General features: G+C 45.5%; 26 protein-coding genes. 9 read left to right on the top strand and 17 right to left on the bottom strand.

What is annotated here, in order from left to right; all coding sequences use genetic code 11:
• Positions 1 to 51 precede the first annotated feature (51 nt).
• The 3 genes from AC23P2_RS02290 to AC23P2_RS02280 all read right to left on the bottom strand — a co-directional run bounded on the left by AC23P2_RS02290 (position 52) and on the right by AC23P2_RS02280 (position 2,607).
• Positions 52 to 663 carry a Uma2 family endonuclease gene (locus AC23P2_RS02290; protein ID WP_487771689.1) on the bottom strand — a complete coding sequence of 204 codons (612 nt, stop codon included), beginning with the start codon at positions 661 to 663 and terminating at the stop codon, positions 52 to 54.
• 147 nt (positions 664 to 810) lie between these two features.
• Positions 811 to 1,947, bottom strand: coding sequence for an aspartate aminotransferase family protein (locus tag AC23P2_RS02285; protein WP_487771789.1), 1,137 nt, complete (start codon positions 1,945 to 1,947; stop codon positions 811 to 813).
• A 141-nt stretch (positions 1,948 to 2,088) separates the two neighbouring features.
• Positions 2,089 to 2,607: a Riean_0653 family protein gene (locus AC23P2_RS02280; protein ID WP_487771688.1), complete on the bottom strand. Its 519-nt coding sequence runs from the start codon at positions 2,605 to 2,607 to the stop codon at positions 2,089 to 2,091.
• 210 nt (positions 2,608 to 2,817) lie between these two features.
• Here AC23P2_RS02280 and AC23P2_RS02275 point away from each other — a divergent pair, with 210 nt between their 5' ends.
• Together AC23P2_RS02275 and AC23P2_RS02270 are read left to right on the top strand one after the other, a co-directional pair.
• Positions 2,818 to 3,171, top strand: a complete 354-nt coding sequence (locus AC23P2_RS02275) for a hypothetical protein (protein WP_487771687.1) — start codon at positions 2,818 to 2,820, stop codon at positions 3,169 to 3,171.
• A 3-nt stretch (positions 3,172 to 3,174) separates the two neighbouring features.
• Positions 3,175 to 3,597, top strand: a complete 423-nt coding sequence (locus tag AC23P2_RS02270) for a hypothetical protein (RefSeq protein WP_487771686.1) — start codon at positions 3,175 to 3,177, stop codon at positions 3,595 to 3,597.
• A 30-nt stretch (positions 3,598 to 3,627) separates the two neighbouring features.
• Here the strand turns inward: AC23P2_RS02270 and AC23P2_RS02265 are convergent, their stop codons facing one another.
• From AC23P2_RS02265 to AC23P2_RS02240, 6 genes are all read right to left on the bottom strand, one after another.
• Positions 3,628 to 5,001, bottom strand: coding sequence for an alkaline phosphatase family protein (locus tag AC23P2_RS02265; RefSeq protein WP_487771685.1), 1,374 nt, complete (start codon positions 4,999 to 5,001; stop codon positions 3,628 to 3,630).
• A 102-nt stretch (positions 5,002 to 5,103) separates the two neighbouring features.
• Entirely contained in the window at positions 5,104 to 6,300 is a 1,197-nt protein-coding gene (eboE, locus tag AC23P2_RS02260; protein ID WP_487771684.1) for a metabolite traffic protein EboE, read from the bottom strand.
• Positions 6,301 to 6,398: 98 nt separating this feature from the next.
• Positions 6,399 to 7,565 (bottom strand): 3-dehydroquinate synthase, encoded by a 1,167-nt coding sequence (locus tag AC23P2_RS02255; RefSeq protein ID WP_487771683.1) that lies wholly within the window; start codon positions 7,563 to 7,565, stop codon positions 6,399 to 6,401.
• Between the two features lie 15 nt (positions 7,566 to 7,580).
• Complete coding sequence (gene eboC, locus AC23P2_RS02250; RefSeq protein WP_487771682.1) at positions 7,581 to 8,456, bottom strand: UbiA-like protein EboC; 876 nt, start codon at positions 8,454 to 8,456, stop codon at positions 7,581 to 7,583.
• A gap of 121 nt (positions 8,457 to 8,577) precedes the next feature.
• Positions 8,578 to 9,600 (bottom strand): TatD family hydrolase, encoded by a 1,023-nt coding sequence (locus AC23P2_RS02245; RefSeq protein WP_487771681.1) that lies wholly within the window; start codon positions 9,598 to 9,600, stop codon positions 8,578 to 8,580.
• Positions 9,584 to 10,462, bottom strand: a complete 879-nt coding sequence (locus AC23P2_RS02240) for an EboA domain-containing protein (protein WP_487771680.1) — start codon at positions 10,460 to 10,462, stop codon at positions 9,584 to 9,586. Before AC23P2_RS02240 ends, AC23P2_RS02245 begins: the two co-directional genes overlap by 17 nt.
• A 258-nt stretch (positions 10,463 to 10,720) precedes the next feature.
• On the opposite strand from AC23P2_RS02240, the gene moaC reads away from it, so the two are divergent.
• Genes moaC through AC23P2_RS02225 form a run of 3 tightly spaced genes read left to right on the top strand, consistent with a single transcriptional unit; the run spans position 10,721 to position 11,809 of the window.
• Positions 10,721 to 11,191 (top strand): cyclic pyranopterin monophosphate synthase MoaC, encoded by a 471-nt coding sequence (gene moaC / locus AC23P2_RS02235; protein WP_487771679.1) that lies wholly within the window; start codon positions 10,721 to 10,723, stop codon positions 11,189 to 11,191.
• A 44-nt stretch (positions 11,192 to 11,235) separates the two neighbouring features.
• A complete protein-coding gene (locus AC23P2_RS02230) occupies positions 11,236 to 11,472 on the top strand; it encodes a DUF433 domain-containing protein (RefSeq protein ID WP_487771678.1) in 237 nt (78 codons plus the stop codon).
• Positions 11,441 to 11,809, top strand: a complete 369-nt coding sequence (locus AC23P2_RS02225; RefSeq protein ID WP_487771677.1) for a DUF5615 family PIN-like protein — start codon at positions 11,441 to 11,443, stop codon at positions 11,807 to 11,809. The genes AC23P2_RS02230 and AC23P2_RS02225 overlap by 32 nt, the downstream gene beginning before the upstream one ends.
• 43 nt (positions 11,810 to 11,852) lie before the next feature.
• Here the strand turns inward: AC23P2_RS02225 and AC23P2_RS02220 are convergent, their stop codons facing one another.
• From AC23P2_RS02220 to AC23P2_RS02190, 7 genes are all read right to left on the bottom strand, one after another.
• Positions 11,853 to 13,052, bottom strand: a complete 1,200-nt coding sequence (locus AC23P2_RS02220) for a redoxin domain-containing protein (protein WP_487771676.1) — start codon at positions 13,050 to 13,052, stop codon at positions 11,853 to 11,855.
• Positions 13,053 to 13,137: 85 nt separating this feature from the next.
• Entirely contained in the window at positions 13,138 to 14,151 is a 1,014-nt protein-coding gene (locus AC23P2_RS02215; protein WP_487771675.1) for a hypothetical protein, read from the bottom strand.
• 54 nt (positions 14,152 to 14,205) lie between these two features.
• Positions 14,206 to 15,108 (bottom strand): hypothetical protein, encoded by a 903-nt coding sequence (locus tag AC23P2_RS02210; protein ID WP_487771674.1) that lies wholly within the window; start codon positions 15,106 to 15,108, stop codon positions 14,206 to 14,208.
• 137 nt (positions 15,109 to 15,245) lie between these two features.
• A complete protein-coding gene (locus AC23P2_RS02205; RefSeq protein WP_028523966.1) occupies positions 15,246 to 15,764 on the bottom strand; it encodes an RNA polymerase sigma factor in 519 nt (172 codons plus the stop codon).
• Between the two features lie 158 nt (positions 15,765 to 15,922).
• The gene (locus AC23P2_RS02200) at positions 15,923 to 16,870 is read right to left on the bottom strand and encodes an N-acetylornithine carbamoyltransferase (RefSeq protein WP_487771673.1); all 948 of its coding nucleotides are present in this window, start codon (positions 16,868 to 16,870) and stop codon (positions 15,923 to 15,925) included.
• A gap of 333 nt (positions 16,871 to 17,203) precedes the next feature.
• On the bottom strand, positions 17,204 to 17,785 hold the full coding sequence (locus tag AC23P2_RS02195; RefSeq protein ID WP_487771672.1) for a glutathione peroxidase: 582 nt from the start codon (positions 17,783 to 17,785) through the stop codon (positions 17,204 to 17,206).
• Positions 17,786 to 17,895: 110 nt separating this feature from the next.
• On the bottom strand, positions 17,896 to 18,798 hold the full coding sequence (locus AC23P2_RS02190; protein WP_487771671.1) for a hypothetical protein: 903 nt from the start codon (positions 18,796 to 18,798) through the stop codon (positions 17,896 to 17,898).
• 115 nt (positions 18,799 to 18,913) lie between these two features.
• On the opposite strand from AC23P2_RS02190, the gene AC23P2_RS02185 reads away from it, so the two are divergent.
• Positions 18,914 to 20,185 carry a M16 family metallopeptidase gene (locus tag AC23P2_RS02185; RefSeq protein ID WP_487771670.1) on the top strand — a complete coding sequence of 424 codons (1,272 nt, stop codon included), beginning with the start codon at positions 18,914 to 18,916 and terminating at the stop codon, positions 20,183 to 20,185.
• A 36-nt stretch (positions 20,186 to 20,221) separates the two neighbouring features.
• The gene (locus tag AC23P2_RS02180) at positions 20,222 to 21,076 is read left to right on the top strand and encodes an FKBP-type peptidyl-prolyl cis-trans isomerase (RefSeq protein ID WP_487771669.1); all 855 of its coding nucleotides are present in this window, start codon (positions 20,222 to 20,224) and stop codon (positions 21,074 to 21,076) included.
• 44 nt (positions 21,077 to 21,120) lie between these two features.
• Here the strand turns inward: AC23P2_RS02180 and lhgO are convergent, their stop codons facing one another.
• Positions 21,121 to 22,317, bottom strand: a complete 1,197-nt coding sequence (lhgO, locus tag AC23P2_RS02175; RefSeq protein WP_487771788.1) for an L-2-hydroxyglutarate oxidase — start codon at positions 22,315 to 22,317, stop codon at positions 21,121 to 21,123.
• A gap of 64 nt (positions 22,318 to 22,381) precedes the next feature.
• On the opposite strand from lhgO, the gene AC23P2_RS02170 reads away from it, so the two are divergent.
• Together AC23P2_RS02170 and AC23P2_RS02165 are read left to right on the top strand one after the other, a co-directional pair.
• The gene (locus AC23P2_RS02170) at positions 22,382 to 22,936 is read left to right on the top strand and encodes an acyltransferase (protein WP_487771668.1); all 555 of its coding nucleotides are present in this window, start codon (positions 22,382 to 22,384) and stop codon (positions 22,934 to 22,936) included.
• A 123-nt stretch (positions 22,937 to 23,059) separates the two neighbouring features.
• Positions 23,060 to 25,402: a glycosyl hydrolase family 28 protein gene (locus AC23P2_RS02165; protein ID WP_487771667.1), complete on the top strand. Its 2,343-nt coding sequence runs from the start codon at positions 23,060 to 23,062 to the stop codon at positions 25,400 to 25,402.
• Positions 25,403 to 25,503 lie beyond the last annotated feature (101 nt).

Here is a 25,503-nt window from a genome sequence, read left to right as displayed (position 1 = left end):
AATGTCGAATTTCTCTCAAAACCGCAAGGCCGTATGGGCATTGCGGTTTTTTTATGGATTTGCGATTTCTAGCCCTCTATAAAGCCGTTTAAGAGACAGCGGACATTGCTGAATAGCGTACAAAATAGCCGTGGCATCGTCGCCGTCGTAGTCGCGGACAATCCAGGTGGCATCGGGTTGTTTGGTATAGACCGATACGTGTTTTCGGTCTTGATGCACCAATACGTACTCTTTGAAACTTGGAATGGTGCGGTAATACTCGTATTTGAGGGTTCGGTCGTACTCTTTGGTGGAGTCGGATAGTACTTCTACGACGACTAGAGGGTTGGTAATTGTATCTTTTCGGTTTTGGTAAAATGCTGGTTTTTCACAAATCACCACCGCATCGGGATACACAAACTTGTTGTACTGCTCAATTCGGATTTTAGTGTCGCTATTACTCACCAGAAGATTTATATCATTACTTTCCAAAAAAGAATCAATAAGATTGGCTGTTTTTTGAGCCAATCGATTGTGAGTTAGTTGTCCTCCTGCCATTTTCTTGATAATGCCGTCGTGGTATTCATGTTTATAAATGGATTTTTCTTCTGCCCTGAAATATTCTTCAATAGACACCTTTTGGGGAGGCAGTAGTGCTTTTCGACGAGAGGTTTTTGTTAACATGGTCAGTTTCTTTAAAAGTATCTTTGGTAAAGATAAATAAAAAACCCTGAAAAAGGTAGATTACTCTTTCAGGGTTTTTACGGTGGGTAAAAACGTCGGAGACGTTATACCGTTGGAGTCCCGAATAGTATTTCGGGACTAGTTGAATTAAGCTAAAACGCGAATTTCTTTGCTCAACGCTTCTAAGAATAAATCAGCTTCTTCTTTTTTGAGCGCAAGCGACGGCAACAAACGAATGGTGTTTTTACCTGCTACGCCCGTGAATAATTTATAGTCGAACAAGAGCTTATTGCGGAGGTCTTCGATGGCGAAATCATATTCGATTCCAATCATCAAGCCTCGTCCGCGAAGCTCTTTGTAACCTCCGATTTCCGCAATCCCTTTCATCAAATAGTCGCCAATTTCGACGGCGTTGTCCATGAGGTTTTCGTCTTTCATGATGTCGAGGACGGCGATGCCCGCCGCACACGCCAAATGGTTTCCACCGAAAGTAGTACCCAACATGCCGTATTTGGCTTGGAACTTAGGCGAAATCAATACACCCGCGATTGGGAAACCGTTACCCATGCCTTTGGCGGTGGTGTATAAGTCGGCGTGAAGGTCGGTGTAGTGTTGGTTCGAGAAAAATTTCCCCGAACGTCCATAGCCGCACTGTACGCTGTCCAAGATAAAGGTAGCGTTGCTCTCGTCGCATTTCTGACGAATGGCCCGCAAAAACTCTTCCGATGCCACTTGAATACCACCCACGCCTTGAATGCCTTCTACGATGATGGCACACACGTCGGTCATGTCGTGTTGACGAACGGCTTCGGCGTCGTTGAACGGCAAAAATGTGACGTGCTTGTTGTAGTTGACGGGTGCAACAATCGACGGGTTGTCGGTCATCGCAACCGCCCCTGCCGTGCGGCCGTGGAATGATTTGGTAAAGGCAACTATTTTGCTGCCGCCGTTGTAGAAAGAGGCCAACTTAATGGCATTTTCGTTGGCTTCGGCACCTGAGTTGCACAAAAAGAGCGTATAATCTGGATAACCAGCCAAATCGCCTAATTTTTGGGCCAATTCATCCTGTAACGGTATCCTGACAGAGTTGGAATAGAAGTTAATTCGTCGCAACTGTTCCGTCATTTTTTCGACGTAATGGGGGTGACAATGACCCACCGAAATCACGGCGTGACCGCCGTAAAGGTCGAGGTACTTCTCGCCTTTGCTGTCCCAGAGCCAAGAGCCTTGCGCTTGGACGGGTTCGATGTCGTAAATCGGATAAACGTTAAACAGGTTCATGATACTGAGTGGCAAGCCACCGTTAATTGTTATTAGTTAGTCGTACAACAAACACGTTATCAAACTAACTTGAAATAAAAAACTCCGCAAAGATACCGAATCTGGCGGAGAATGTGGCGGAATGGGGAAGTTGATTTGAAACACTTACTCATACTTAACATCAAAGCGCCCTTCGGTGACTTTTACCGTTTCTTTGGAAACAACAAATTCGGCATCAAAAGCAAATCTGCCCGAGACGATTCGGTTCACGGTGTCCAATCGAGAGATGACCACTTGCCCAGGATTGGATGATTTTGTCTTGAAAATCTTAAAGTTGTTGTCGTAATAAATCCCGAAAGGTTTGTCATACAAATCTTCCAATAGATTGGTACCCACGACTCCTTTGGGTAGCGTTAGCTGAACGCGGTCTTTGGTACTGGCATTGGTATGGATAAACAAATAAAAAGTAGTAGCGCTCAATCGCTTAAACTCAACTTCGATGGCCTTGGCGGCAGGCCCTTGGTCATTACGAATGCCATCTGCAACCCATACTTTTCCGTTGATTTTACAACCAAAAGTATTGAGGCCCTCGGTGGTGGGAGCGGGCAAAGCGTCTTCTTTGGGTTGGCAGCTGTTGAGGGTGAATAGCCCCAAGAGTAGTAGTGTTAGTGAAAAATTCTTCATAATAAAGGTGTGGGAAATCGTAGATATATGCCTTGAGTGTCATAAAAATCAACCCTAAGGTGGAGAAAAATCAACCCTAGGGTGGATTTTTTATCATTTGAAGTAAATAATTTTGTGCGTCTTCTGATGTGAGTCTAAAGTTATGATTACAGAGATAAAGCGTTTTTACTATTTATCTAACCTTGAAAGGGCGTAATTTCCTGAATAATAATGAAAAAGAAGTTTTTTGTGTTCGCTATTTTAGTGGTGTTTATTGGCCTTTGCAATACTGGTATCGGTAGCTGGATCATGGGGATGCTTACTTATACAGACACGTTTATGGGAGATGCGAGGAGGTATAAATTTGTGAGTGGCAACAGTGGCTTTAAACACTCTTTATCTGGTGGATTTAAGTATAAAGACATAAAAATGTCATTTGAAGACTATAAAAAAACGCACCCAAACGATACTATTCTCTACAGGACATTTCACAAAAACCCCATTTTTTTTTGGAAATGGAGGGTGTATTTATTTGAGGAGATGTATCAATTACCGTACAAAGACCATCCTACGGCGAGGAACTAACCAATGAAAAAACGCCTCTTCCTTCCTCTTTTTTGCTTTTTGTGCAGTAGCGCAAATGCCCAAGAAAAACACTTTGGAGAAAGAGGGTATGAGGCAAGGTTTACGCCAACGGAAAAGGATAGTCTTGTCGTGTATGTAAAAGATGCTCAGGATAATAGGCCAATACCGAGTGCGTTTATTTGGTTAAACAAACATAAAGCGGGAGAGGCTAAGGGAAGGTATGTTACGGATTCGTTGGGAATGGCAAAAATCAGCTTGGCTGAAAAACTAAAGGCAGTAACAATCATAAGTTTGGGATACCATCACGCTAAAATTGGTCGAGTTTTTAGGGGGAATAATAACGGAAAATGGACGCTGACTGTTTACATGATACCTGTTCAGGCTAGTTTTCCCAATGAGATTTTTTATCCGAGAAAAAAGAAATGATAGCCCATTTTTCTCGGATAAAAACCCAACTTACTCTTTCTCAAACAAATGCCCCCAAATCACGTCATAGACATCAGTAGCTTGGAGTTCGGCTTGGGTGAGGGGAGTGTCCGTAATGCAAATGGGATAAAATTCGCGGGGCGCGCTGATGCCTCCGTGAGAACCTTTAATGAGCGTAGCATCCAGCGGAATAACGTCCATTAAATAACGGAAACCGAGCAACTTACGCGCTAATTTATACCCCGCTCTGAGTTTGATAAACGGATTTTTGGGATCCATAAACATCTCGACGGGGTCGTAGCCTGGTTTTCGGTGAATGTCCACCAAATGCGCGTAATCGGGTGCTTTGGCGTCGTCGAACCAATAGTAGTACGTAAACCAGCTGTCGGGCTTGGCTACCGCGACCAAATCGCCTGCCCGCTCATGGTCGATGTGGTGCGCTTTTTTACCTTCTTCGTCCAGTACAAGTTCGATACCTTCGGTTTGTTCGAGGCGCTTTTTTACCTGCGCTTTTACGGCGGGGTCATTGATATAAATGTGGGCAATTTGGTGGTCGGCAGCGGCAAAAGCTTTAGAAGCACCCGCGTCGAGTAGCTCATACCAACGCTCCGTACGTACCGAAATCAACCCTTCTTCCCGCAAAATACGATTGATGTGAACAGGACGGTGAACGGGGTTGATGCCGTATTCGGAAAGTAAAATAATGCGGGTGTTTTTGGATTCGTAGTATTTTACTAAATCGGCTACCACTTGGTCGATTTCGTTTAATTCTTTGCTGATTTTAGAGAAATCAGGGCCAAATTTTTGTAAACAATAGTCCAAATGTGGTAAATAAATGAGCGTCAGCGTAGGGTCATTTTTACGGTCAACCCATACGGAAGCATCCGCAATCCACTTCGTCGATTTGATATTGGCATTAGGCCCCCAAAAGTTAAAGAGTGGAAATTGCCCCAAATCTTGTTGAAGTTCATCGCGCAACGACGCAGGATAAGCGTAACAATCGGGGGCTTTTACTCCGTCGGCGTGGTATTGGGGGCGAGGTGTGACCGAAAAATCGGCGGTGGAGTACATATTGTACCACCAAAACATCTTGGAACACGTAAACGACGGGTCTTGGCGTTTGGCGGCATCCCAAATTTTATCGGCCTTCACGAGTTTATTGGATTGTTTCCAAAATTTCATTTCGGCGTCATCGCGGTCGTACCAGCCATTGGCCACAATCCCGTGTTCCGACGGCCATTTACCAGTGACATAACAACTCTGCGAAGTAGTGGTTACGGCAGGCAGTACGGGTTTAATGGGCGTGATGTGGCGGGATTTAACGTACTCGCTCAAAAAAGGAGTATGTTCTCCGATGAGATTGGCACTTAAGCCAACAATATCTATGACAACGGTTTTGTTCATTGTTTTGAAAAAGAGTGTCGAATGCAGACAGGGTCGCCTGTGCGATGCAGAATGTCGAATTTAGTACCTTCATTCGACATTCTGCACTCTACCCTCGACATTTCAAACTAGTTGTTCATTCACCCATTGCATTTCGCGGACAATAGACTCGCCAATGGGTTTTTGCATATCTGTAGGCAACACGCCCCACGTATAAGTTTCGACTTCGAGGTGTTGAGTGAACGGGGTGGCTCTGTGCACCGCGAGCGTTTTGACGATTTCAGTTTGTGTTGAGTCGAGCAAGCCGTACGAATCAATAAACAGCGGTACGTGAAAATGAATCCGCCATTCGTTGTGGGTACTTGTGTCGGCTTGGAGAGCTTCGGCCAAATCAGGGAATTTCTGGAACGTACCATCTTCGGTTTTGGCTACTACTTGGTGTAAATACACGGGCTCGTCGAAGTTTCGAATCGCCTCTAATTTTTCGGCGCGTTGGTCGTTCAATGTCATTTTTACGGCCGAACTGATTTGTATTTTACCAACTCGGATTCCCAGTTCTTTGAGCTGGTCAACAATGACTTGTGGCTCTTCATAACTGACCGCAAAGTGACAGACATCGTAACAAAGTTGGACGTGTGTCAGCAAGGTTTCTTGGGCAGTTTCGGGCGTAAGACCATATTTTTCGACCAAAAAAGCAGTTCCTTTTGGCAAAAAATACTCACTGTACCACTCGATAAATTCCTGCCCATTTTCCAAGATACCGTCGGGCTCAGGCTCAATATCAAGGTGCATCAGTTTGCCTGTCGATTGCCGTAATTCCATCAGCGTTTCGACCACCTGTAAAATATTTTCGGTGGCCGTTTTGATGGCTTGTTGTTTATCTTCTTCCGTTTCCCACCAATAGCGGTACGAAAGGGGAGAGGTAGAAACCCCGCCTTCCATTCCTTCGGGGAGCAACTGAGCCAAAATCCCAAACAAACGCTTCGTATAAGCCGTGCGGTCGTCGGTGGTCCAGTCGGGTGTATGAACGTCGTCTTTAACGCGCGTGGCATGAAAACCTCCGTAGGGGAAACCGTTCATGGTAAAAACGTAGATACCGTTGGCCGTCAACCATGCCTTAAACTCTGCCAGCTTTTCGGGCTCAGCCAACTCGATAGACGCATCATTGGCGAGCCGAAGCCCTAAGGCAAAAGGCTCGTTGGGCGAGAGTTTTGATTTGATATAAGGAAGGTTGTCTTGCAAGGTTTGAAAATGATTCTCCCATCGTTCGCCAGGGTGAATATTGCTACAATAAGTGAGGTGTCCGTAGGGAGTTTTCATTGGAATAAAATTTATTACCACTACTAAAGAGGCATTAATGCCTAAAAAATACCCGAAGAGTCGAGGCTTTTAGGCATTAAAAAATGTAAGCCATGAAGTTAGCCTACTTCCATATTTGCATAATTTCCTTCCAAATAATCTACGGATTCGGCAATGAGGTCGGCGTCCATTTCGTGGACTTCCACGCCCCTTCCGATGCGGTCGAGGAGCATAATAGTCAGGCGACCGCCCAAGTGTTCTCTAAATTCTTGGAGGCCGTTGCGAAGGTTGATTTTATCGTTTTCGGCGAGTTTGGGGTGATAAAGGTCAAACCCTAATTTTTGGATAACCGTTAGAATACGCTGCAATTCGGTATCAGTGAGCTTCCCTACTTTGACCGAATACACGCAGTCGAGGGCAATGCCAATGGCGACTGCTTCGCCGTGGCGTACTTGAAAATCAGTGAGATATTCTAGTTTATGAGCTGCCCAGTGACCAAAATCCAACGGCCGAGACGAGCCAAATTCAAAGGGGTCGCCGCTGCGGATGTGTTCAACGTGCATTTCGGCGCAACGATGAATCAAGTAAGCCATCACCTCTTCATTGCGTTGGGCAAGGGCTTCTGCATTGGCTTCAATCCACTCAAAAAAAGCTTGGTCTTTGATAAGCGCTACTTTAATGGCCTCGGCAATTCCCCCACGCCAATCGCGGTTGTCGAGGGTTTGAAGAAACGTTGAGTCGTTAAATACTGCCACGGGCGGCGCAAACGTCCCCAAAAAATTTTTCTTTCCACGGTAGTTGATGCCATTTTTTACTCCTACACCCGAATCGTTTTGGGACAATACCGTCGTCGGAATGCGAATATGTTTGACGCCTCGATGCGATACGGCAGCCGCATAACCTACCAAGTCAAGAATAGCTCCCCCGCCAATGCCGATGACAAAAGAATGACGGTCAATGCCGTAATTATCAATGGCTTCTACGAGTTCGTCGAACAAGGTGGGGTCGTTTTTCGCCGCTTCTCCACCTGGTAAAACGAGCAGCTGAGGTACAAGCTTCACAAGGTCTTCAAGGGATGAAAAATAATGGTTAATCTCTTGTTGAAGTTGTGGATGATGGGCTAAAAAACCTTCATCAATGGCTATCAATACTTTACGTTGAAAGCCTGCTTGGCCAAACGAACCAAAAAACGAGCGCAACGTATCGTTAGCAACGTCGAATAGTCGTTTGGTGAAAAAAATGGAATAGGTATATGGAACCTGAAAAGTTTGTTGTAAGGTTTGCATAAGTGTAAAAACTCGCTAAGTCACCGCAAAAACACGGGCCAATAGTATGGATAATGGGAGCAGCAATAGAACACCAAGCGCTACTGGCCAGTTCCCAAAAGCTACGCACCAAGACGCATCCATCACAATAAGCGATAAAACGCCAGATTTTACCGCCTTGCCAATGTTGGGGCCAATAGGATTTTGTAGGGCCGTCCACAACGGACGCCCTACCAACCACGCATGAAGGGCAATGAGAAGGAATGCCAATGGGGCATTTCCTTGTTGAAGTGCTACTAGAAATTGCACTGCATGGACGGTGGTGTATAACGATGCAGCGATGTACAACGACCGCCGTTTCCCCCCGTGAACTTCGTCTTGACTGATAAGTGTAATAGCGCCAATGTAAGCAATAGGTACCAACGCCACCCAGCCCCATTCCCACAAAGAGTTTTCGATGGCACTCATACCGAGCAGCAGATTTCCCCCGCGACAAATCCCCATGGTGAGCGGACCCCAAAAAGCGCTATGTTTGGCAAAACGGTCGTAAATAACGGCCAAAATGGCTACTGTAAAGGCAATTTCGGCGCTTAAAATGCTAAACTGTGCAGCTGCCAACACGCCTAAAAGGAGTAAACTAACCCCCAAAATGGCAGCGGCTTGCACTGATACTTTTCCGCTAGGGATGGGGCGTTCTGGCCGTTCGATGGCGTCGAGTTTGGCGTCAAAGACGTCATTCATGACTACCCCGCCTCCGTACAAGCCTATCGTGGCAGGAATGAGCCAGTAGGCACCGTTGGGAGCAGGTTCAAAAACGAACTGGACAATGGTCATCCCTGCCAAAATATCGGCGATTGCTGTTACAATGTTGGCAGGACGAGCGAGTTGAAAATAGGGTTTGAGTTTACTCACGTTAGGGCTATTTCAAAATGAGAAAGACAGACCTTCCAAGTTTTCAAAACTTAGAAGGTCTCTTAATTCGGCTTTCCAAGTTTGATTTTCTACGTATTCAAACTTGGAAAGTTTTCTGTGCTTACTTGATTAAAAGCGTATTTGTTTTTTTTGCGCCAGGTTCTTGGCCGCCGCGCAAAATGGTATTGCCATTAAATTTTTGACTTTGGTCGATGGTCAGGCCATTTTCAAAATCACTGACGTCGATTTGGCCACTTTTGGCAAAAGCGTCGATGGCGTTTTGGTATGTAACTAACCGAATGGCTTCGTCAGAAATACCGTTTAGCTTCATCAAAACGGCGGTTTTCGGAATCGCCAATGGGTCCGAAATCCCCCAGTCTGCCGCCGAGTTGACCATGATGCGTTCGGGACCGTACTGTTCCACGATTTTCACCATGCGCTCGTTGCTCATTTTGGTGAAAGGGTAAATCGTAAATGCCGCCCAAAAGCCTTGGTCGAGCACACTTTTGACGGTTTCTTCGTTGTTGTGGTCCACAATCACCCACGAGGGGTCGATGCCATGCTCCAATGCGATGGCCATGCTGCGCTCGGTTCCGCGTTTTTTATCGCGGTGCGGAGTGTGAATTTGGACGGGAAGTTTGGCTTTTTTTGCCAACTCCAACTGTAAACGGTAGTATTTTTCTTCGGCAGCGGTTTGGTCGTCAAACCCAATTTCTCCCACGCCTACTACCCCTTCTTTGTACAGGTACAAAGGTAAGATTTCCATCACTTGCTCGGCAAGCGGCTCGTTGTTGGCTTCGCGGGAGTTGAGCCCAATCGTACAGTAATGTTTTATCCCAAACTGAGACGAACGAAAACGCTCCCAACCCACAAGGCTACTAAAGTAATCTTTGAACGTTGAAAGCCCTGTTCGGGGTTGACCCACCCAAAAGGCAGGCTCAATAAGGGCAACAATACCCGCGTCGCGCATGGCTTCATAATCGTCGGTGGTTCGAGACACCATGTGGATGTGGGGGTCAAAAAAACGCATTCCTTCAATAAGGGAACGGTGCGACTCCCAGCTCAAATCGGTTTGGGCAACTACCTCCTCGGATTCTTCGAAGTGAGAAGGATTTTGTTCAAATTCTTTATGGTTTAGACACATAGGTATTAAGGTCAGAAAATTCAAGATTTGTCCACGTAATGTGGTGGGTGTTGACAACTTTTTCTAAATGTGGATAACTCGCTAATAATTGCAAAGCGGGTTCATAGTTGGAATGATAGCAAGCCAAAGCAGCCGCTTGTTGGTCGTATTCTGAACTTGACTCAAACAAGTGTTTCATGTCGTCGAGTAAGGTATCATTCAAAAAGCGCGTGGTCAAACGCCACACTTGAGGCGCTACCCATCGGCCTGCCGCCCAGCGCTCGTGGGCAAAATCGGAAAGCGTGAGGACGAGTTTTTCATTGCTTCGCTCTTCAAGCCCGTAAATGAGGTGAAGGGGTTTATCGTTGAAAATTCCCTTCAAAACCAACTGATTCCACGCCAATTCAGAAAAATGGTGATACGGGTACGGATTGCGCAGCGCAATGGCTTCATAGACCACGCCCATGTTGGAACGAACGGCGTCGGTAGCGCGGAAAAGCCACTGTTCGGGATAGGCCAACAGCGGCAATGCCGAATACAACGCCACCAACTCATTCATTTCGGCGGTGTCAAACAGCGTCTCAATGTGTCGGCAGTATTCTTCTTTGTTGGAAGCATCCAAACAACTCAACAACCAGACGCGGCTAAGTCGTACAAAACTCCAACCGTCCACTGAAAAGCCTTCAATTAGGTTGTCAAGCTCGGCGGCTTGTTCGGGACTAGGCTGGACGAAACGTTTGGACAAAACTCGTGGTGCAGCCACAAAAGCGGTCATCAACTCAAGCGGGTGAGCTACGCCCTGCTGTTCGAGCCATTCTGATTCGGCCGAAGTAAGGTGGGTCGTTAAAATTTCCCACAACAAGCTCTTTATTGGTTCATACATAGCATTCAATCGTTCTTCGTTCAAAGACCTATCACAAAGGTACAATGGTAGTCAATGGGCGGTGACAATACAATGATAAAAATTAGGAAATAGGTAGGGTTCTCTAGTTTTGAGATAACCACATAGTGAACATAGAAGTTTTCACAGTAGATAGCATAGGCTCCCAAACGAATGTAATCTATGTGTTAAAAACTATCGGTGCTATGTGGTAAAAAGAAGCATAAACCCCTTTATTTTGCATATAAAAACACAAAGGGAATGTCTCTTACTCATTTGAACGCCGACGGAAATCCCAGTATGGTCGATGTGTCGGAAAAAGCGGTGACCAAGCGCGTAGCCAAAGCAAGAAGTATTGTGGTATTGGGGGACGAAATGATGGATTTGCTCCAAAATGACGAAATTAATACCAAAAAGGGCCCTGTTTTCCAGACGGCGATTATTGCAGGCGTGATGGCGGCCAAAAAAACGGGTGAATTAATCCCGCTTTGTCATCCTTTGGGCCTCGAAAATTGTCAAGTAGAAATCAAGGTCAACGAAGCCCGCGAGGTCGTGATTGAATGCACCGCCAGCGTGACGGGAAAAACGGGCATTGAGATGGAAGCGTTGACTGGAGCAAGCGTAGCTGCGTTGACTATTTACGACATGTGCAAAGCCATGAGCCAGCATATTGTCATCAAAGAAACCCGCCTTATTGCCAAAACAGGCGGGAAGAAAGATTTTATTTTATAGCGTAAAAAATGTATTTTTGAGTTAATAGAACAACGTACATTACCATGACTCTGGAAGAAGCTATTGTGTCAGACCCTGAAATTTTGGGGGGGACACCCGTTTTTAGAGGCACTCGGGTTCCTGTTAAAAACTTATTTGATTATTTGAACAACGGAGATTCGTACCATGCTTTTTTGTCTGACTTTGATTATATCTCTGAAGAGCAAATACAGGCAGTTTTAGATTTTGCAAAACGTAATTTTACCTCCCATGATAGTTCTTCCTTTGCGAGTGCTGCTTGACGAAAATTTGCCAACTAAATTAAAATACCGTTTTGAATCAGAACTATTTGTAGTGACTACTATTCGTGATCAAAATTGGCTAGGAAAAAAGAATGGAGAGCTGCTGAAACTAATGTTAGAAAAGGGTTTTCAAGTACTTGTGACGAATGATAAAAGCATTCGATACCAGCAAAATACCTACGCGCTACCCCTTTTTATTCTCCAGCTAAATTTATTATCAAATAGATACGACGATATACTTCCACAAGTGCCAAGAATTCAACATGCACTTACCAAGATGTACCATAATATTGCTAATGAAGGACTTCCTACGACATTGAAAACCGTCGATTTATAAACAATGGACTGGTTTTTTGCCAGTCCATTGTTGTTAGTGGGGGTTATTTGTCTTTGATAACAAGCACTTGAATTTTTCTTTCGGTCTCAACAATTTGAAGACCAATTTTCTTCAATTCTTCATGAATCTGTTTGGGGTTTTCGTTGTACCAAGGAATGTCCAAGTCGTACAAGCTTCCCAAACCTGTTTCGTCGATGACGGGTTTATTAATCTGGCTTTCCAAAAAATCGGCGAGGGTGGAAATGCCCGAAGCCCGCATGGACAATCCTTTTCCACTGTAACTTGAAGAGGGCTGGGTTGCCGCTTTCGATTCGGTGAGTTTGACGTCAGTGTTTTTGATTCTTTGAAGAACTTTAACAGGACGCACCCTTTGCTCAATAGACGCTTGGTACCCAAAATAGATTTCCAACTGTTGCTTCATTATCTCAAACCGCTTGTCGCCGAGCTTTTCGGGTACGATCAAATCAAAGCAGACAATGTTTTGCTTATTGTCCCACGAAAACTTTGAAGGGTCAGCTACTTCCAGCGCCGTTCGGATGCCTGGCGGAAACTGGTGCGCGATTTCAAACAATGTTTTGGCCGAAACGTTGACCGCTACAATTCGTCGGCCTTCATAGGGACTTCCCCCGAGTGAATTCGAGAAAGAGGGAAAACCTTCTTTGAAAGGCGTCATGGTGAGCTGATACGTAAAGTCGCCATTGCCAGAAAGGGGCAAAGAAGGATCAAAATCAATGACATCTTTTTTCTCCTTTACACTTACTGCGTTGCCTGCAAGAATGTTTTTAATCAGCTCTTCTGACACTTCGGAGGAGGTAGTGATGGCTCGTACAGTCCCCGACTTATCAATGATTACTGTATGGGGAATGGTGCGATGCGGGAAATGTTGCGCCAGTTCTCTTTTTTCATCAATAACAACGGGAAGGGTTGTTTTGCGCTTTTCTAAAAAACGCTTTATTCGTGCTTCGGGGTCATCGGTAATGGTAATCACCTGAAGGTCATTGCGGAATTTGGCTTGAAGTTTTTCTAATTCTGGAAAAGATTGAATGCAAGGCCCGCACCAAGTTGCCCAAAAATCAAGGATGATAACTTTGCCATTGAAGTCGTTGAGGGTAGCCTTAGTTTTCTCAAAATTGACGATAGTACCAAAAGTAAGGTCGGGTGATTTTTTGCCGAGTAAGGATTCCGTTTGAGCAACTACGTTCAAAGAAACGGCCAGAAATACGAAGATGACTAAATGCTTCACGCGGTTTGATGGTATTATGTTAACAAGGTGGGATGGCTGTTTTAGCATTGAGGCTGGCCTTTTTGACCAGCCTCAGAAGTGTGTGCTATTTTTTCTTTCTCAAATAGACATTGCCCTGCGTAGTACGAAGCATGATTTTGGTTTGTGGTTCGTTTAATACGTATTTGGGAAACGACTTGTCGGAGTCAAGCCACGCATAGGATAAGCCATTGGTCGAGAGGATATTATTAGCATTCCATTCTTTGCCGTCCCATACATAGACGCTACTTGGGGCTGAGGCACTCGCCGCTGAGCCAGTAAAAGTCCTAGACTGCCCCCAGCCCGAAGAAGATGAATATCCGTTTACAGTCACGGTACGGTCAGCATCTCGTTGGGCAATCACGTCTTCCACGGCGCGTCTTTCGTTTACAGAACCTTCTGTTTTCTCAGTAGTGCTGTAAGATTTCAAATCAAGGTCAGTAAACATGTTACCATTGGCCGATGAAATACTGAACAAAACTTTGGCTTTATCAGGAACGGTTACGTCCACATCGTTGCCATACGTAACAATCGACGAAGGCTTATCGGGCATTTTATCGTTAAAAATTACCTTGATTTTTCCCTGTTGCGAATTGGCCACAATAGGTCCTGATACGTCAATCAGCTTAATGGCTTCGTAGTTGGTATTGATTTCGAGTGGGCCTTCCATACCCGATATACTCATACCATCCTCGTTGCAAGAGCACGAATGGCGTTTTTTGACCGTAATGCCCAATTCTTTTGGAACCCGAATTTTGTACATTGTTTTGCCTTTCATCACGGTGGTGATGGTTAGGGTATTGCCGTTGGCATTGACCGATAGTCCGATGTTGGTATTGTCAACGCCCGTGGCCGACAAAGGGCGGAGTCCTTCGGCGTCTTTGGGTACTGAGGGGACATCTTTGGCTTCGATGATGACTTCGTCGCCGTTGTAGCCTTCCATATCGAGTTGCTTGGCGTCGATGTTCATGACGAGGCTTTTGCCTGCGCCGCTAAATTTGGTCTTGAATACTTTGGCGTCTTGCGCTACTACGGTGGTTGCAACGACAAAAAGGGCTATGAAAAAAGAGGCTGTTTTCATGGGATTAAACATAAAAGGTTGAAATAAAATGTTGATAATAGGTTAATTGTCAGCTTACTCAGTTAGCATGGTAAGCTCATTTATACTGCTTTTGGCGAGTGCCCTTACCGATTCATCCACGTTGGTGTCTTTTTGTAATTTATCGAAGACAGGCAAACTTTCACGAACCCTCATGCGCACTAAGGTTTCGATTAAGGTTGTTTGTTCGGTAGGCTCACTGGTTTGGGTAAGCTGGCTAACCAGTACTTTTTTGACCTCGTCGGTAGGTTTAAACCGTTCCAACGTTTCGATGGTCGAGAGGCGAACGTTCAGACTTTCGTCGTCGCGCAAGGTGTTGATAAGTGCTTGAATAACGGCGGGTTTGGGGTCGTTGAGGGCGGCGGCATAGTTGATGCCTTTGAGGCGCTCAGAGGCCGAATGGTCTTTCAACAATCCCAAGATAACCAGCTCCTGCGTCATTTTCATTTCTTTCCGAAGCGACGCAATTTCTTGCATCATATTTGGATTAGATGACTTTGAAACGTTGGCCAACTCCATCGGAAGCTCGGTAGAAGTTTGGGGTTCTGTTTTTGTCTTTTGTGGAACCTCCGACGGCGTTTGTACGGCCACAGTGCGGTACTGAATTTCGACGGGGGCGGTTTGACGACCTACCCAAAAAGTAAGTCCCAGCCCTGCGACCACTGCCGCGTACCGTAGATAATTTTTCCACGGAGTGGGTTTAAAGGCAATAACCGTACGTTCGAGCATTTTTTCCCCTTGCAGGGCTTTGTAAAACGCATCGTCCATGCCTTTATCAGTATCGGCTTCGGTGCGTTGCAGTGCTTGCCAAACTGCTTGCAGCTCTTCTACTTCTTTTCGTAAAAGCGGGTCAACGGCCAAGCGTTGTTCAAACACAACCCGCTCGGCTTCTGGTAAAAGACCTAGCAAATAGTCGGTTATGATTTGTTCGTTTAGCATATCGTACTGCTGGATGCCCCAGTTTGGCGTTTTTATTTACAATTTTTTTGTTGTTTTTCGGGGTTTTGAGAAACCCCTTCTCAGGATTTGAGAATCCTGAGTCACTTGTGGCGCTGGATTCTCAAATCCAGCGTTTTTTACTGGTTACTGACATTCATGTATAGGTCTCGGAGCTTTTGCATGGCTCGGAAGACCCGCACTTTTACGTTTGGCACTGATAACCCCAGACTTTGGCCGATTTCCTCATAACTCATGTTTTGGAACCGACTCAGCAACAGCACTTCGCGGTATTGGTCAGGCAATTGGGCCAGTGCACGGTGCAAAAACTGATGTTGTTCTTCGGTTTCGTCGTAGCTATCGCCGATGTCTGCAATTTCATTTAGGTCTGTATGGGTTGGATTTTTTTTGAGGTAATCAAAAAAAACATTGCGCGCAATTTCCAAAATCCAAGTTCTGAACGATGCTCCTTCACGATAGGTATGCCGATAGCGTAGCATCCGTAAAAATACCTGTTGGGTAAGATCACGGGCGTTTTCGCGGTCGTTTTGGCGGTAGAGGAAGAAGTTAAGGAGCGATTTTTTGTAACGTTCGTACAAAATAGCCGCTTTGTCCAAATCTCCTTGACTCACCGCGTACATAGCCTGTTCGTCGGTCATGGGCTGCTTGGGTTTTCATGAAGAGATTACTATGGGAGGGGGCAAAGGTTACACTCAGATGGAAAAAATCTTGGAAATTTTTTAAGTGTAATGAAAAAAGCCTTCTGATGAATCTATTTCACCAAAAGGCTTTTGTTGTAATTTATTGATAGCTAACGCTACAGCGTTTCTAAAATCTGCTTCAACACCGCTTGCGCTGACCAAAGGCGGTTTCCTGCTTGCTCCACTACGATCGACTGCGGGCCGTCGATTACTTCGTCGGTTACTTTGACGTTGCGACGAACAGGCAAGCAGTGCATAAACTTACCGTTGTTGGTTAAGTCCATTTTCTGTTGCGTAATCATCCAAGAAGGGTCTTTGGTCAATACTCTGCCGTATTGCTCGTACGACGACCAGTTTTTGGCATAAATAAAATCAGCACCTTCAAATGCTTCGTCTTGGTTGTAGATAACCTTGGCGTTGTTTAAGTAGTCAGGATTTAGTTCGTAACCTTCGGGATGAGTGACTACAAACTCCACGTCGCGGCGGGTCATCCATTCGCAAAACGAGTTGGCTACTGCTTGCGGAAGTGCTTTGAAGTGAGGTGCCCACGTGAGCACCACTTTGGGGCGTGCGGTGGTTTTGTATTCTTCTATGGTAATGCAATCAGCCAAAGATTGTAGCGGGTGGCGCGTCGCTGATTCAAGGTTGACAATAGGAACTCCTGCGTATTTTTTGAACTGATTCATGACCAACTCTGCATAATCTTTCTCGCGGTCTTGCAGCCCTGCAAATGCCCGAACGGCCAAAATGTCGCAATATTTGCCCATCACGGCCGCAGCTTCTTTCACGTGTTCGGCATTTCCTCCGTCCATGATCACGCCTTCTTCCAATTCCAAGCCCCAGCTATCTTGTCCTACGGTCATCACCATGGTGTTCATGCCAAGGTTTTGAGCAGCGCGTTGCGTACTCAGACGGGTGCGAAGACTTTGGTTAAAAAACAGTAAACCAATGGTCTTGTTTTCGCCGAGGTGTTTGTGGGCAAAAGGTGATTTTTTAAGTTGAAGCCCCTCACTTACAAGGGCGTCAATGTTGGTTGCGTCGTGTACAGAAAGAAAGTGTTGCATTGTTAAAGAAATCGAATCGTCGATACGGTGGAGTTATAAAGAAACAAAATTTGAAAAATTGTTTTAATATCGCCCTCTTTTAAGATATATTTATAAAATAACGCTTTTTTAAAGTTAAATTGACTTTATTTTTGATGTAAAAAGTATATTATAACATTCATATCGGCGCATGGATTATTCATATCAGTGATGTGGGTTAGGAGTAACCCACGCCGAGGTTTCTCAAAACCTCGTTAACAAAAAACGGTTGAGCGCAACTACCTAAAGTAAGTTGCACTCAACCGTTGTAAAAGAAAAACGCGTAATTCGTTTATTCGTTCTTCGACATTCTTATTAGATGCCTACTGCTTTTTTGAATTCTTCGTCAGTTGGTTTAATTTTTGAGGCAAAGAAATGCGTCAATTTTCCATTTTCATCCACTACATATTTACAGAAATTCCACGTAGGAGCTTTGTCGTTCCAGCCATTGAGTGACTTGTTGGACAACCACTTGTAAAGAGGGTGTTGGTTTTCACCCACCACGTCAATTTTAGAGAACATTTGGAAAGTAACGCCGTAATTTTTCTTACAAAAAGTAGCGATTTCGTCGTTGCTGCCTGATTCTTGCGAACCAAAGTTGTTGGCAGGGAAACCCAACACAACCACCTTGTCGCCGTATTGCTCATGGAATTTTTGCCAGTCGGCATACTGCGGAGTATAACCACAGGCGGAAGCTACGTTAAGAAGGACAATTTTTTTGCCTTTGTACTTGCTCAAAGAGATTTCTTCTTTGCCCATGAGGGCCTTCATTTTGTAATCGTACACCGAAGAAGTAGGTTTAACGTTAGCACTGTTGGTCTGGATTTCTTTTTTGTTGGCAAAAATGCCCGATAAAAGCGATAATAGCATGAGAAACAAAGATTTAATCGTTGCCATTTTGTGAGTTTATGTTAATGGTTGCGCTTTAAAAACGAACTTCCAAGCTAGATTGTTCGTAAAACGAAATTAAAATGGATATTTTTTCAAAAGTTGCGTTTCATCAATTGTCAGAACACACTTATAATCTCTTGGTACGAAATCAAAAAAATGGCCAATACAGCAATGGCCAGACCTACTTTATTGAGCGGTTCGAGGGTTTCTTTGAACAAAAGCCACGCCATAAAAGCCGACGTTAGCATACTTAAAACGTTGTAAATCGGAAAAACAAAGGCGGCGCTGTTGCCAAAGTCGCTCAACGCACCGAGTAAAAAATAAAAAGACAGAAAGTTGGGAAAGCCCAAAATCAACCCTCCGACGACGCTTTGCCACTGTACCTTTTCCCCAAAAAACAGCACCCGAATCAGCAAATAACCGTTCCCGATCAGGATAGCGCCCGTGCAGGCAATGGCCGTAAAGAGCGATGATTCGCTGGGCTGGTAAAAAGTAGAGCTGGTATAATTGATAAGGGTATTGTTAGTACCGCTGGCAAAAAAGAGAATGACAGGTAAGAATAACACTGCCCCCGTTTTGACAGATTCGGCGTTGCTATTTTTTTTCAACGTACTCAAGGCCAGCGCCACAAGCGCGAGCAGCAAACCAAGGTAGTTGAGAAAGGTAAAATCCTTGTTGTTGTTTTTAAATACAAATAGTCCGAATAAGACAGGAATGACCAACGACATATTTCCTGCCAAAGAAGCCGCCGTGACGCCCACTTTGGTGGTGGTGATACCAATAAGGGCAAAAACCACTACAAACATCGCCCCCAGTGCCAGCGTAAGCAGTGTAGGGGTCGAAGTCCAGTCGGTAGAAAAATACTGCTGACGGTTGGGCATAAGCAGTAGCCCCATGAGCACACACGAATAATAATTGAAAAATACCGCGTGAAAAGGCTGTACTTTGTACTTGGGAAACGCTCGCATGATTAAGTACAATGACACCGTGAAGACAACAGCCAGTAGAAAGTTTAACATAATCGAATGGGGGTTGAACGGGGAACAAATTGTAGCGCGCTGCGATTTACTTAAAAATACCTATCAAACCAAAACAGTCTTTAATTTTACAATCCTCATTTGAACTCCAACCAATATGCAATTAGATAGAACTATACCGCCCGCTTTCCGTACCATTCAGACCGTACAGTTTCCGTCTCATCAGAGCGTTATGCTCGACAACGGTCAGCCGCTATTTGTGGCCAACGTGGGCGAGCAACCCGTCGTGAGAGTAGAAGTACTGTTTGAGGCAGGAACGTGGCATGAAGACGTCGATGGGGCGTCGTTTTTTGGAGTAAAAATGTTAACAGAGGGTACCCAAAAACGGACATCGGCTCAAATTAGCGGGCATTTTGACCAGATTGGGGCTTTTGTCGATTTGAGCCACACGCCCGACCGCGCCAATATCATGGTGTATGGCCTCACCAAACACCTCGGGGCAATTCTCGAAATGGTGGCAGAACTTATCCATGAGGCAACGTATCCCGAAAAGGAATTTAATGATTTGCGCAACATTAGCCTTCAAAATTTGCGCATCAACCTCGAAAAAAATGCCTATGTAGCCACAACGACCTTCAAAGAGCGTTTGTTTGGCGCGACGCACCCGTACGGAAAAAGCCAAAACGAAAAGTCAATAACAGCCCTTTCGGTAGCTGATTTACAAAATTTTTATACGAATCGCATCAAAGCGCGTCCTTTTCGCGTATTCCTTTCTGGACAGGTGGGAGATGCGGAGGTGGCTTTGGTCAACCAGTATTTGGGACAGCATTTGGTGGTTCCTTCGCCCGAAGTGAATAAGTCGCTGGAAATCGTTTCGCAAACCGAACCTTTGTGGGTCGAGAAAGCAGACGCCGTGCAGTCGTCGGTAAGGGTAGGTCGGATGTTGTTCAAACGCCAACACCCTGATTTTTACCGAATGATTGTGGCCAACGAAATTTTGGGTGGCTATTTTGGTTCGCGACTGATGCGTAACATTCGGGAAGAAAAAGGCTTTACCTACGGCATTTCGTCGAGCATCGTACCCATGCGCCAAGCGGGTTACTGGGCGATTGGCACCGATGTAAAAAAAGAATTTGCGCAAGCGACTTTGGATGAAATCCAAAAAGAAATTCACCGATTGCAGACCGAACTTGTCCCCGAAAATGAGCTTGAAACCGTGAAAAACTACCTAGCGGGAGAGTTTGCGGGGTCGCTCAATACCCCTTTTGAAATAGCTGATCGCGTTCGATTGATGGTGTTAGAAGGATTAGATGTTGAATTTTATTCCAACTATATTCAACGATTGCGCGTCGTTACGGCAGAGGATATTCAAAAAATAGCAAATCAGTACTGGCAGTGGGAAGATTTGCAACAAGTAATTGTAGGATAAAAAATAGAGTTGATACCAATCACTCTCAACAAACAAATGAAGAAGATTCACTTAGTAATCGCGGTGGTAGCCGCTTTGAGCATCGTTTCTTGTCAAACTATGCTCGAAAATGACGCACAAAAACAGTACGAACAGAACGAGTTGGACATTCAAAACTACATCTCTTCGAAACAACTCACGATGCAAAAAAGTACATCGGGTTTGTATTACAATATTTTGAAAACCAATCCCACAGGCCAAAAACCAAACGTAGGGGATGAGGTGTCGATTCACTATACATTGTTCAAAATGACAGGGGTGAAGTTTGACAGTACTGAGCGTGTTAAAAATGCTCCTTTTTCGTACATCTACGGCGTCAATCGCCTCATTCTTGGTATGGACGAAGGCATTGCGATGATGCGCCAAGGTGAGCAAGGGCTGTTTTTGATGAACCATACGCTTGCTTTTGGGAGCCAATCGGATGCGCTATTGCCTGCTTACTCGGCGGTGGGTGCAGATGTAGAAGTGGTAAAAGTACGTAATGAAGAACAACAAATGGATGATTACATTTCGTCAAAAAACCTGACAGTTACTGAAAAAACATCTTCTGGTTTACGGTTTTTCTTAACTACCACTACCACCAATGCCCAAGTGAAGTCAGGAGATGTGGTTTCGGTGAAATACACAGGAAAACTGTTGACTGACAAGCAGTTTGATACGGGAGAAATTTCGGTAAGAATAGGATCGGGCGGTGTAATCAAAGGTTTTGAAGAAGGAATTAGCAAGATGCGCCTAGGCGAAAAAGCCACCCTCATCTTCCCTTCATCATTAGGGTATGGTACCACTGGCTCGGGCTCAGTGATTCGCCCTTATGCTCCACTTCTTTTTGAAGTAGAGATTGTGAATAAGTAACAAACTGTGCGTGCGGTTGCTCTCAACCGCACGCACTTATAAAACTAAAACCGCTTCAAGGCCAGTTCTGCCACGGTTTGCCCAATTGAAAGCGACGAAGTCGCAGCGGGAGAAGGGGCATTGCAGACGTTGATGGCATTGGGGCGTTCGATGATGCTAAAATCGTCGAGCAGGCCACCGTCACGGTCGCAGGCTTGGGCGCGTACTCCCGCTTCGCCAGCTATCAAATCATCCTCCTTAATTTCGGGAATCAGTTCTTGCAAGGCTTTGGTAAAGGCTGCTTTAGAAAACGAGCGGTACATTTCTCCTAGGCCCGTTTGCCAATACTTAGCGGCTACTTTCTGAAAACCTGGCCACGTAAGCGTTTGCCAAAGTTCTTTGGCGTGAATGTCTAATTTCTTATACCCTTCGCGGCGGAAAGCCAACACCGCATTCGGTCCAGCTTCTACGCCACCGCCAATCATGCGCGTAAAGTGAACGCCCAAAAACGGAAAATTCGGGTCGGGCACGGGATAAATGAGGTTTTTGACCAAATACTGTTTTTCGGGTTTGATTTCGTAGTACTCTCCCCTGAACGGAATGATGCGCAAATGAATTGGGTCTTGCTGCGTAAACTGCGCTACTTTGTCGGAGTACAACCCCGCGCAGTTAATCACGAGTTTGGTTTGGTGATAACTCTGTTCCGTAATCACATTAGAGAATTTTTCCCCTTGCTGAATCCCCGTAACGCGTTGGCCAAAAATAATTTCTCCGCCTAATTCGCGTACCTTTTCGGCGTACTTTTCACAAACGGCCTTGTAATTGATAATCCCCGTTTGAGGGACAAAAAAGCCTTTAATGCCTTGTACGTGAGGCTCATATTCGCGCATTCCTGCGAGGTCAAGCATTTTGAAACCTGTCAAGCCATTTTGTTGACCACGTTCGTAAAGTCCGTCCAAAATCGGCACTTGCTCGGGGCGGGTAGCGACCACAATTTTGCCACAAAGGTCGTACGGAATGCCCTCTTGCTCGGCAAAATCAATCAGCATCTGATACCCCCGAATACAGTTGGTGGCTTTGAGGCTCCCAGGTTTATAGTACAAGCCAGAGTGAATCACCCCGCTGTTGTGGCCCGTTTGGTGTACGGCTACTTCGTTTTCCTTTTCAATCACCAATAACCGAGTTTTGGGACGCTGTTGCTTGAGTTTAAGCGCCGTTGCCAATCCAACGATACCGCCTCCTACTACAATGATGTCGTATATTTTTTCCAAGTGAGTATGCGTTTTGTGTGCTACAAAGTTAGGCGAATCTGCTTACATTTGACACATGAAGAAAACCATCGTTGCGCTCTATTCGGCTTTTTTAGCCTTCAAAGATTATCTCTTTCGAGAATGGGTCATGTCGATTCCCTTTCATGCCGTTCGGCGTTTTTTCATTCACCAAACCGTACGTAAATTAGGAAAAAAAGGCTTTGTGATGATGAAAGTGGAGTTTAGAAACGGCAAAAATATCGAAATCGGCGACGGCTGCTTTATCAATAAACATACGTTGTTGGATGGTCGAGGCGGACGATTGGTGATTGGAAATAATGTGGACATTGCCCAAGAAGCCAATATTTGGACGCTCTCGCACGACCCTCACGATGATTTTCACCGTGTTTGGGGCAAAGACGTCGTCATTGAAGATTATGCTTGGATTGCTTCTCGGGTGACCATCATGCCTGGAGTGCGGATAGGGCGGGGAGCGGTAGTGGCTGCGGGCAGTATTGTGACCAAAGATGTGCCACCGATGGCGATGGTGGCGGGTGTGCCTGCCAAAGTGGTGGGCGAACGAAAAAGCGGTTTGAAGTACAGATTAGATTGGGAGCCGTGGTTTAAGTAAAGAAATCAGGGCTTTTGGCAACGTTACCGATAACGTTTGCATAAAAAAATCCAATAATTAGGTTGTTTTGTACTACTCTATGGGCTAATCTCGTAGATAATTATTGCTATTCAAACCAACCCAATGAAATCACTACTGCGAATTTTTCTTCTCCTTTCTCTGACCGCTTTCCGCCCCGTTGATGACCAATTGACGATTTTTTTGTGCGGCGACTCGACCATGGCGGACAAACTTCCTGCTGATGCACCCGAGACGGGCTGGGGCATGGTGCTGCCGTCGTATTTCAACGAAGCCGTAAAAGTGCAAAACCACGCCGTGAATGGTCGCAGTACCAAAAGCTTTATCACTGAAGGGCGTTGGCAAAAAGTGATTTCTCAAGTAAAGAAAGGCGACTGGGTGTTTATTCAGTTTGGGCACAACGATCAGAAGGTAGCAGACACTACCCGCTCGGCACCTGCCCAAACCTTGTACCGCCAAAATTTGATTCGTTTTGTCAACGAGACCCGCGCCAAAGGTGGTAATCCGTTGCTTATTACGCCCGTGATGCGCCGTAAGTTTGATGAAAATGGGGCGTTTGTGGACCAACACGGCGAGTATCCGCAAGTGGTGAAAGAAGTGGCTAAAGAATTGAAAGTTCCTATCATTGACTTACACGCCAAAAGCCAAAAAACGATTGAAAAACATGGGGTAGAGGCGTCAAAACTATTGTTTCTCCACTACGGAGCGAATGTTTTTCCAAAGAACCCCAAAGGGCTGACTGACGATACGCACTTCTCAAAATACGGGGCGGCCGTCATGGCAAGCTTGGTGATGGAAGGGATTATGGAATTGCCGATTGACCTCAAAAGTTTTGTCAAAAAATCGGAGTTTACCAATAAATACACCTACGAACTTCCTAAATACGCGACACCTGCCTTTCGAAAAGATACGTTCAACATTGTGCGTTATGGTGCCAAAGCCGACGGTTACACGGTAAATACCAAGGCGATTCAGCAAGCAATTGACCTGTGCCACGCGGCAGGTGGAGGTACGGTATTGATTCCTGCGGGGCTGTGGGTAACGGGGCCGATTGTCATGAAAAGTAACGTAAACCTGCACCTAGCCAAAAATTCGTTGTTGCAGTACAGCCGCAACCACGACGATTACCCCATTGTGGTTACGACTTGGGAAGGCCAAGAATCGTACCGTTGCCAAGCGCCAATTTGGGGCGTGGACTTAACCAATATCGGTATCACGGGCGAGGGTGTGCTTGATGGCGGTGGCGACGTGTGGCGGGCCATCAAACGCGAAAAGCAAACGACTTCGCAGTGGGCGGCTTTGGTAAAATCGGGAGGGGTTGTGAGCGAAAAGGGAGATATGTGGTATCCGTCGGAGCAGTCGAAAAAAGGGAATAATACGCCAAACGCAGGCCGTATTTTGAACGGAGTACATCCGACTCAAGCAGAATTGGCGTCGTACAAAGACTTTTTACGTCCCAATATGGTGAGCCTCACGCGTTGCAAAAGTGTTTTAATTGAAGGAGTTACGTTTCAAAACTCTCCCGCGTGGACACTTCACCCGTTGTTGTGTGACCACATTAGCGTTCGCAACGTGAATGTGCGTAATTATTGGTACGCTCAAAACAGCGATGCCATTGATTTGGAGTCTTGCCGCAATGGAATTTTGGAAGGCTGTACCTTTGATACGGGCGACGATGGGATTACCATCAAGTCGGGCCGTGATGAACAAGGTCGTAAGCGGGGCGTACCTACCGAAAACTTCATCGTAAAAGATTGTAAAGTATATCACGCCCACGGTGGGTTTGTGATTGGCTCCGAAATGTCGGGCGGGGTACGCAATATGTTTGTTTCCAACTGTACATTTATGGGTTCAGACGTGGGGCTTCGTTTCAAAACGGCGCGCGGTCGGGGCGGAGTAGTCGAAGACATCTATGTCACTGACATCAACATGACCGAAATTCCAGGGGAAGCTGTCATTTTTGATATGTATTATGCAGCCAAAGACCCCGTAGCTTTGGTCGGCGAATCCAACGAGCTACCTGTCATCAAGGCTGAGCCGTTGAACGAAGGAACGCCGCAGTTCAAAAATTTTTACATCAAAAATATTGTGTGTAAAGGCGCTGAAACGGCCATTATGGTGCGCGGCTTGCCCGAGATGAGCATTAAAAATATCAACATTGAGAATGCTTACATCGAGGCAAATAAAGGCTTGGTCTGCGTAGAAGGGGAAAATATCAACCTCAAAAACGTGACGATGTTGACCAACGACGCGACCGTCATGCAAGTTCAAAACAGTAAAAACATCACGCTCGACGGAATCACGTACGGTAAAAATAAAGACGTGTTACTCAAAGTAATGGGCGATCGCTCCGACGCCATCAAACTTCTTCGCACCGATGCTTCCAATGCCAAAAAAGAAGTAGAATTAGGAGTAGGCGTGAAGAGTAAAGTCATAAGTAAAAAGTAATGTCGAGTGCAAAGTGCAGAATGTCGAATTTTTAGTGTCGAGGGTAGAGTGCAGAATGTCGAGTGGGTTTATTCGACATTCTGCACTCTACCTTCGACATT

Source organism: Runella sp. R0.1_18 (assembly GCF_057652155.1).
The sequence above is the reverse complement of the archived record's forward strand: the minus strand, read 5'-3'. Positions and strand labels throughout refer to the sequence as shown.